Source organism: Ferrovibrio sp. (assembly GCF_019636075.1).
Taxonomy (GTDB): domain Bacteria; phylum Pseudomonadota; class Alphaproteobacteria; order Ferrovibrionales; family Ferrovibrionaceae; genus Ferrovibrio.
In genome coordinates, this window is the sequence record NZ_JAHBYG010000052.1 from 19,247 (window position 1) to 27,077 (window position 7,831).

At 55.9% G+C, this 7,831-nt stretch carries 8 protein-coding genes; all 8 read right to left on the reverse strand.

The features are described 5' to 3' along the window. Positions 1-19: 19 nt before the first annotated feature. Complete coding sequence (locus KF827_RS17320; protein ID WP_291008065.1) at positions 20-997, reverse strand: Gfo/Idh/MocA family oxidoreductase; 978 nt, start codon at positions 995-997, stop codon at positions 20-22. A gap of 6 nt (positions 998-1,003) precedes the next feature. Continuing rightward, positions 1,004-2,032 (reverse strand): sugar phosphate nucleotidyltransferase, encoded by a 1,029-nt coding sequence (locus tag KF827_RS17325; protein ID WP_291008068.1) that lies wholly within the window; start codon positions 2,030-2,032, stop codon positions 1,004-1,006. Continuing rightward, positions 2,032-2,709, reverse strand: a complete 678-nt coding sequence (locus KF827_RS17330; protein WP_291008071.1) for a hypothetical protein — start codon at positions 2,707-2,709, stop codon at positions 2,032-2,034. Before KF827_RS17330 ends, KF827_RS17325 begins: the two co-directional genes overlap by 1 nt. Before the next feature lie 224 nt (positions 2,710-2,933). Beyond that, positions 2,934-3,977 carry an N-acetylneuraminate synthase family protein gene (locus KF827_RS17335; protein ID WP_291008073.1) on the reverse strand — a complete coding sequence of 348 codons (1,044 nt, stop codon included), beginning with the start codon at positions 3,975-3,977 and terminating at the stop codon, positions 2,934-2,936. A gap of 24 nt (positions 3,978-4,001) precedes the next feature. Continuing rightward, positions 4,002-5,108 (reverse strand): aminotransferase class I/II-fold pyridoxal phosphate-dependent enzyme, encoded by a 1,107-nt coding sequence (locus KF827_RS17340; RefSeq protein WP_291008076.1) that lies wholly within the window; start codon positions 5,106-5,108, stop codon positions 4,002-4,004. Further along, positions 5,105-6,082: a hypothetical protein gene (locus KF827_RS17345; protein WP_291008079.1), complete on the reverse strand. Its 978-nt coding sequence runs from the start codon at positions 6,080-6,082 to the stop codon at positions 5,105-5,107. The genes KF827_RS17340 and KF827_RS17345 overlap by 4 nt, the downstream gene beginning before the upstream one ends. A gap of 19 nt (positions 6,083-6,101) precedes the next feature. Continuing rightward, positions 6,102-7,397 carry a DegT/DnrJ/EryC1/StrS family aminotransferase gene (locus tag KF827_RS17350; protein ID WP_291008082.1) on the reverse strand — a complete coding sequence of 432 codons (1,296 nt, stop codon included), beginning with the start codon at positions 7,395-7,397 and terminating at the stop codon, positions 6,102-6,104. Between the two features lie 18 nt (positions 7,398-7,415). After that, positions 7,416-7,831, reverse strand: a 416-nt coding sequence (locus KF827_RS17355) for a hypothetical protein (RefSeq protein ID WP_291008085.1), incomplete at its 5' end; no start/stop codon positions are given.

Sequence of the window (7,831 nt, forward strand, 5' to 3'; positions counted from 1 at the left end):
CACTTGGCCTGGTCAGAAATCAAGCCACGCCTGCTGCTGGCAAACCAGCCATCTGTCGCAAGGCCAGAACACCGCGCAACACGTCCAAAGCATCCCGCGCCGAACAGCGCACTTGCCCCCGACCATCCGCAGCCACCAGAAATGCGCTCAACTCCGCAACATAATCATCGGCATGTTTTCCGCCGAATTCGCAAATCTCCACCAGGTCGCCACCCGCATCCCAGCGACGCAATGCTCGCCCAGGTAAATCTAATTCGAGCCGGCCTTCGGTGCCGAAAATTTCTGTAAAGCGCCGACGGGGGCGCGGCAGATAACTCAAATTGATTGATGCCAGCGGACCGCTTTTATCATGCCGCAACACCAGCGCCGCTGTGTCTTCCGATTCTATATCCAACCGCCCAGAACGTTCTGCCACCGCCGCCAGGGGAGTGAAGGGGCCAAAAAGGTAGACCAGCATGTCAATCTCATGAACCCAATCAAAGATAACGCCGCCTGATCGAGAATCCGCAGCGTAATTATCCCTCACCGACTGGTGTGGCCGCCAATCCGCCAAATGCGAGACACCAACCGAAACAACCGAGATCGGCTGGCCGACCGCTCCCGCCGCGATGAATTCGCGGGCCGCGTGTACCGCCGGATGATACCGTAGATTCTGCGCAACAGCGAAAACCAGACGATTTTGCTCCGCAATCTGCACCAGATTTTCCAATTCACCAATGCGGTCTGCCAGGGGCTTTTCCACCAAAACGGATTTTCCGGCCATGATCGCAGCCTCGGCCTGAGCAAGGTGATAAGCCGGCGGAGAGGCGATCACGACTAGGCTGCAAGCCTGCAACGCAGCAGCCAAAGTTTCCACTGGCCGGCCGCCAATCTCGCACAGTCGCGCCAATGCAGCAGTTGATGGATCATAACCGACAACATTATGCCCATCGGCAATTGCCGCTGCGGCATGTTTCAGCCCCATCGAGCCAAGGCCAAGCACGGCTATGTTATGCATGGCGTTTCAAATCTCTCGCTGCGCCGATTGGAAATCAGTTTCACGACCAACATCTCGCCAATATTCATGTATGGGGAACAAGCCGATCCGCAGGCCAGCTTTACTGCCTGAATTCAGCAATTCCGGCATATCGAAACGTTGCCCCCTGGGCACGAGACTGCAGAATTCCGGCGACAGCAGATATATGCCAGAGGATACGAAATGTGAATAACGCGGCTTCTCATCAATGCCATCGAAATTGCCGTCCTCATCCTGACGTATGACACCGAACGGAATTTCAACTACATGAGGGGCAACGGCCAGGGTTCCATCATAACCATGGCGATGGTGGAAGGACGTGAACGCACCAATATCCAGTTTGGTAAGAACATCTGCATTCACTACCAAGAAGGACTTTTTTACCCGCTCGCCCAGATAGGACACGGCACCGGCCGTGCCCAATGGCTCGTTTTCTCGGATGATTTCATGCTGCATGCTGGTCTGCCGGGCCATCAGATAATCCTCGATCTGATCCGCCAGATAATGCACGGCTACAAATACACGTTTGACGCCGCCGTTTTCCAGCCAGCCCAACATATGTTCGAGCAGCGGCTTCTCGGCCACCTCCAGCAACGGCTTTGGCGTGTTACGTGTGCGTTCACCCAAACGGCGACCGTACCCACCCGCCATCACCAAGGCATCTTCCACAGTTTCATCAGCAGCAGAGGGCAGCCAAATCTCTGCTAGAATCCCACCTGAATCAACCATGGGCAGAAAGGTCAACCCACCTTTTAGCTGGTCAACTGGATTACCTGTCTGCCCAAGATAGCCAATGCGCGGCTTATCATTCATCGCAGAGGTGGCAACAGCATCCACCGTTTGGCCGCGCAGGATACTACGGCGCAGATCGCCATCCGTAATGGTGCCAAGAGGCCGGCCTGCTTCATCAACCACCACCATGAAGAGATGCAACAATTCATTGAAGCGCAGCATCACATCGCGCAATGGTGTATCCGGCTTGCATGTATAGCCGGCAATGTCTCGCAGCCGAAGCATCACGCCTCTCCCGCCATGCGTCGTGCGCCAGCCAACAAACGAGAAAACCACGGGCCGCCATTTCCACGAAAGCTCTGCATCGCCCACTCCGAAACCGGCTGCCCGGCCGTTAAAAGTGCAATCGCGGCCTCCACAGCAGACAGGCGCGACGCTGCCCAATTCTGCCCTTGAAAGGCGGCATAATGCGCCGCAAGCGCCTTCATGCGTCGCAGAAGATCCGCCGGAGACGGATCCGATTCACTGCCAAGCGTGTTTGCGTCATGCAGCCTATAGCCCGCCACCGGGCCAGTCACACGCAAAGCCTTCGCCCCTCGCGCCAATAGCCGGGTAAACAACCACCAATCATATGCGACAATCGCCGATGGCGGCTGCAAATCCGGCACCTCCAACAAAGCCGTGCGCAGTGCCGTGTTGGAAAAACCCAACATATTGCCATCATACAGCTCGGCCTGGCTATTTATGGAATCTGGTAAACTCTCACCAAACATCGGCATGCCCAGGTCAGCGCCATCCGCATCTAGCAAAGCAAGATCGCCATAGGCAATGTCCGTTTGCAGATTCGCAAAGGCCTGTGTGTATTTCTCCAGCATATCCGGCTTGGCCACGTCATCATAATCTAGAAAGGCGACGGCCTCACAGCCAGCCTCTCGGCCGACCGCCAGGGAATGCGCACGCAAGGCCGGCGGATTCCGGCTCAATTGGGTTGGAATTACCCGAGATTCTGCAACCTGAGAAATTCGGTCCCGCACAGACTTCGGATCGTAATCCGCTTCCGCTACCAACAAGACCAGGTAATGCCCGGATCGTGCACATGCAACAGCCACACTATCGGCGAATTGCCTACAGCGGCTTTCAGGCTGAGGATACACGGCTGATACAAGTGCCATTTCAGGCATGGAGGTTACTTGCCCTGTTGTGCCACCAGCATGTCGAAGCCCAGAATTTCCTCGGCGCCGATATCGCGGGCGGCACGGCTTCCCACCACAAGATTGACCAGGGTGGGATCTATGCCGGTGCCGGGCCTGCGGAAATCCAGCATCGCCTCGTCAAATACTTCACCGCTTTTCACGGCACGCGTGGCAACAATCGAGCGACGATATTCATCGCGCCGCTGCATCTCGCGCGCGCCCACAATGCGGCGCGATGAACCAAGCGCCGCATGGATACGGTCGCGGCCCCGGCAAATTGCCGCCAGCTCGGCCGGGTCGGCGGAAACCTTGTGATCCCAACCAAACATATTCTTGTCGAGCGTGAAATGCTTCTCGATCACCATCGCGCCCAAGGCCATAGCGGCCAGCGGGATTTCGATCCCGATGGAATGGTCGGAAAAGCCCACCGGATAACCGAATGCCTGTCGAAATGTATCGATATTACGCAGGTTTATTTCATCATCCTGCGGCGGATAAAGCGAAATGCAATGCAGAATCACGATTTCCTTCGCCCCCTGGGCCTCAAGCAGGCGCACGGCACGATCGATCTCCTCAAGGCTGCCAAATCCGGTAGACAAAACCACAGGTAGGCCGCAAGCGGCGGCGGCCTTTAGCAAATACGGATTATTCAAATCCATGGACGCGATCTTGATGTACTTTGTGCCCAATTCCACCAAATGTTGGAGCTGCTCCACATTGAAAGGCGTGCTGGAAAAGTCGATTCCGATTTTGACGCAATAATCCCGCATTTCAGTGAGTTGAGCCGGGCTCATGGCGAAGGCTTCAACAATCTGCTTCAGCGTATAATCACTGCGATTTCGGTAATCATCGCCAAGAAAGTAGTTCTTATCATAAACTGATTTTGAAAAGATCGTGGTATCCCATGATTGGAACTTGACGGCATCGGCACCAGCAGCCTTCGCCGAATCGACCAATTGCCGCGCCAATTCCATATCGCCATTATGATTGGCACCAATCTCGGCGATGATATAGGGGCGCTGGTTATGCTGGAACATGCTGTTGGCTCCGCGAATATCGTCTCAGATGCTGGGACCCTGCCACGCAGCCAGGGCTGCCAGCACGGTGTTCAAATCGGCATCGCCCAGATGGCTGCTGGAGGGCAGGCATATCGTGCGATCATTCAAGCCATGCGCTAGCGGATTGGCTGGCGAGGCATAACCGCGATAGGGCGGTTGATCTGACAACGCACACCAAAATGAGCGCGCATCGATGCCAGCCTGCCTCAGATGTGCTGCCAAATCGGCATTGGCTTCAGACGACGCCGTACGCACCACGCTGAGCCAACATCCCGATTGCGTGAAATCCTCCACAGGCATGAAGGCTAGGTCGTTGCGGCCCTGTAGCGCTGCCTTATAGGCGGCGGCAATCCGCCGTTTGGCGGCCAGCATTTCATCAATGCGCTCCACTTGCGCTAGTCCGATGGCCGCATTCACATTGGTCATGCGGAAATTGAAGCCCACCCGATCATGCCGATAATCTGCGCCGGTGCGGGCTTGTGTGCTGAGATGGCGAATCTCCCGCGCCCAATCGGCATTGTCGGTAACAACCATTCCACCACCACCAGCCGTCACGGTCTTGTTTCCATTGAAGCTGATGGCAGCTAGATCGCCATAGCCGCCGCCACGCACCCCATCCTTACGCGCGCCCAAAGCGCAGGCAGCATCCTCGATAAGCACCACGCCATGGCGCTGCGCAACGGCTCGCAATGGTGCTGGATCTGGCAAGTTTCCGAGCACATCCACAGCAATGATTGCCCGAACATTGTCCTTGCTGTTGGCTATAGCAGCAGCAACAGCGGTCGGATCTATGCTCCAATCGCTTTCCAGAATATCTACAAACAAAGGTACACCACCAGCATGTACGATTGCATTAGCCGTAGCGGCGAAGGTCCAATCCGGCAGAATGACGATTTCGCCAGGCCGGAGGCCGATTGCGTGCAAACTAAGCTGCAAAGCCGTCGTGCCATTCACGCAGGCAATTCCATGAGCGCGCCCCGCAAGAGCCGCCACTTGTTTTTCCAATTCACTGACAAAGGGGCCTGCCGACGACACCCAATTATCAGCCACACATTGTGCCAGATACTGAGCTTCTCTGCCGCGCAAATCAGGAACGGCTATGGGAATCATGCCGGCAGACACTCCTCAATGGCAGTTAAAAAGCGCGCTGTGCCATTGGCCATATCCGCGCGAAATGAAGTGTTGTCAGGCAATGGCGCTTCCAAAACCTCAATCAACTGCTGAGAGCCAGTAACGCGAGGCGACAGACCAAATCGGCTGAGCGGCGCCATATCGATGCTGCCGGCACGTGGCTGCAAGCTGATCGAGCGTCGACCGGCAATATAGGCCTCGATCAACGGCGCCGAAAACATGCCGACAACTTGTCCGATATCGGCAAGCCTCCCCGTGGAATACGACGAAATAGGTGCCGAAACAGCAACACCTTGTTGTTCAGGATGTGGGGCATACTCGAGATTGCTCACCAGATCCGGACGCTGTTGGGCAACTTCGAGCAAACAAGCCCAAGCATCATCCTCGGTATAGCCAAGACTATTGCCATAATCGCGCTTCACCGGCGCACCGATAAATAATGTCGCTCGGCTATCGATGGGGGGCAGCAGAGCGATTTCACTCCAGAGCGGATGGCCACAAGCATGTAGTTTATCTGCAGGCAAGCCATCTGCTTCTGCTTCGGCAACTGCACGCGGATCGATCACCAACAGATGATCAGGCAGCAATGCGTCTGCCCCCTCCAGAAATCGGCGCCGATAGCCATACCAAGTATCAACGAATTGGGCCGCAACGATGCTGCGTTGCTTCGCCAGCCGAATCACTGCCCGCTCCAGAGGCCAACCGCCAGCCGAGGCCAGCACACGACGAGGCTTTACCATATCCAGGATATCACCAGCCATTGCAGCGCTGGTACGGTCCAGATCGCTCCACAACAGGCGTGTAGCAGGCACGTCGTCGGCCAGACCACGTAGCGCCACTGGGGTGGCCGCCAACACCCAATTCAGATCTGCACGCTGCTGTAAGGCACGCACAACCGGGCGCAGAAACGATGCTGCACCGGCCTCAGTAATCAGGATCAGCAGATCGCACATGGTGCAGATCTCTTCTGGCTCAGGCCGCCATCTTCAACAATGCGTCGCGGTTAGCCAAAACTTTGCGGATGCCAGCCACGTAACGATCCATGTCTTCCAATGTTTGCGGCGGCTGCATCACCGCCGTGATCATCAATTCACGATTTTCGAATCGTTCGCAAACCGGGCAAAGGCCCTGCTCATAGCTTAGATTTTGATTGCGGGGATTGGCGGTAAAGGGAAATCCTTTATTGCCAATCGCAATGCGCTTTTGGTAGGTGGGATAGAGGTAGGTCGGCTTCAGATAACCGCCCCGGATGAACAAGCCCTCCGCCAGCATCGCCTTCACAAACAAATCGCGCGGCAGCCCTGTACGTGCAGCGTCATATTTCATCGCATACATGTAATAAACATGGCGATCGCCTTCACCCACATGCGGCGCGATTACACCATCAATGCTCGCCAAACCTTCATTCAGCCGCTGCGCTAAAGCCTGACGTTCTGCGTTCAATCTGGGAAGTTTCTTGAACTGCTCGATGGCTACTGCAGCTTCCAGTTCAGTCATACGCAGATTGAGCCCGATAGCATTCACTAGATCGTCGATGCCAAAGCCTTCCAAAACCGCTTCGCCATGATTGCGCATCAAGGCGGCCTTTTCGAACAGCTTGTCGTTATTGGTAACGACCACGCCACCTTCGCCACATTGCATGACCTTATGGCGGTTGAAGCTGAACACACCCAGATCGCCGATTGTGCCAGTCAGCCTGCCTTGATGAACAGCATCGGGTGCCTGGGCATTATCCTCGATCAGAAACAGGCCGTGTCGATCGGCAATAGCGCGAAGTTGATTCAGCCTTGCGGCATGGCCGAAAATATTCACCGCGATGATCGCCTTGGTATGCGGTGTGATATTTGCCTCCACCGAAGCTGGATCGATGCCAAAGGTATCCGTTTCGATATCGGCAAAAACCGGCACGGCACCCAGCATGAGCGCCACGGTGGAAGTGGCGCTCATGGTATAGGGCGAAGTAATCACTTCGTCGCCCGGGCCAATACCCGTAGCCGACAATGCACAAAGCAGGCCCGATGTAGCGGAATTCACTGCAACCGCATGCTTCACGCCATAATGCTCGCAGAACATGCGCTGCAATTCGCGCACCGCCTCACCGCCCCAGAAAGGTTCGCCCGGCGAAGCGATGAAGCCCGACAATTCCCCCCGATCCAACACCCCAAGCACTGCCCTGCGTTCTTCCTCACCGATGGCATTGTTGAACTGAAAGGGTTTATCATTGATCGGCTTGCCACCTAACAGGGCAAGGGTTTCGGCATTACGCATCTGTTTTGTCTCCGTGCTTCAGGCCAGCGCGATGGCTATGCCGCCACTGGCCTTAGATTGGAACACTGCATCCATGGCTGCCATCGTGGCATCGGCCTGTTCAAAGCCGCAGCCCTGGCGATGCAAGGCGGCTATACCGCCCTGCCCCAGCAGGCGATACATCTCCACAAATCCCCCCACTGGTTCAGCATCACGCTGCATCGCTGTGAGGTGGCTATAACCTTGATAGTGCAACCCATGAACCGGCGCTTCACGTATGATTTCCGCACCTCCGGCACGCAGCGCCATGCGGCTATCACGACCGATCACATCCATATCCAGCAGATCGTAATTCAAGCCAGAGAAACCGCTGAAGAAAGCATTCAGGCCGGCAAAGTCCAGCAGGAAACTGGGATTCGGATCAAGGGTATCCGTCGCCTCGGCCCTAGCATCAT